Raw genomic sequence first — 696 nt, 5'->3', positions numbered from 1 at the left:
GGTGATGCTGGACCTGCCGCAGATCAGCGAGGACCAGCCCGCGCATCGCCCCCTGATCGCCGCCCATGCCAGCCCCTCGCCGGGCGAGATCGCGGTGTTCCGCAGCGCGTCGACGGACGGGTTCAACCTCCTGACGACCTTCGGGAGCCGTGCGCGGATCGGCACGCTGGCCTTCGACTTCTTTCCCGGCCCGACCTCGCGCTTCGACCGGGGCAACGCGCTGGTGGTTGGTCTCCTGTCCGGAACGCTGGAAAGCGTAACCGACGTCGCGCTCTTCGGCGGGGCCAATGCCCTCGCTGTCGAAAGCGCCGCAGGCCAGTGGGAGATTGTGCAGGCGGGTGCGGCCGAACTGATCGCGCCAGGCCGGTACCGCCTGACCCGCCTGCTGCGTGGCCAGCGCGGGACAGAGAACGCCATGGGCAATCCAGCCCCGGCAGGAGCGCGGGTAGTCGTGCTGGATGCAGCGCTGTCTTACCTGCCCATCGCCGAGGCTGACCTCGGCCTGCCGTGGAACTGGCGGGTCGGCCCGGCCGCGCGGGCGGTCAGTGACGCAAGCTATGCCGCGCTGGGCTTCACCCCAACCGGGCGGGGCCTTGTCCCCTTCGCGCCGGTCCATGTCGAACAGCCTTGGCGGACGGCCCGCAGCCCTGGCGATCTGACCATCCGCTGGACGCGCCGATCCCGCGCACTGGTCGC

At 71.0% G+C, this 696-nt stretch carries 1 protein-coding gene; it reads left to right on the top strand.

What is annotated here, in order from left to right:
- Nucleotides 1-696, top strand: a 696-nt coding sequence (locus G8O29_RS18650) for a GTA baseplate fiber-binding domain-containing protein (protein WP_437440818.1), incomplete at both ends; no start/stop codon positions are given.

It is taken from the genome of Rhodobacter calidifons (assembly GCF_011174775.1).
GTDB classification, from domain to species: Bacteria; Pseudomonadota; Alphaproteobacteria; order Rhodobacterales; family Rhodobacteraceae; genus Tabrizicola; species Tabrizicola calidifons.
Note: the sequence above shows the minus strand (reverse complement) of the source record. Positions and strands in the feature narration are given on the sequence as shown.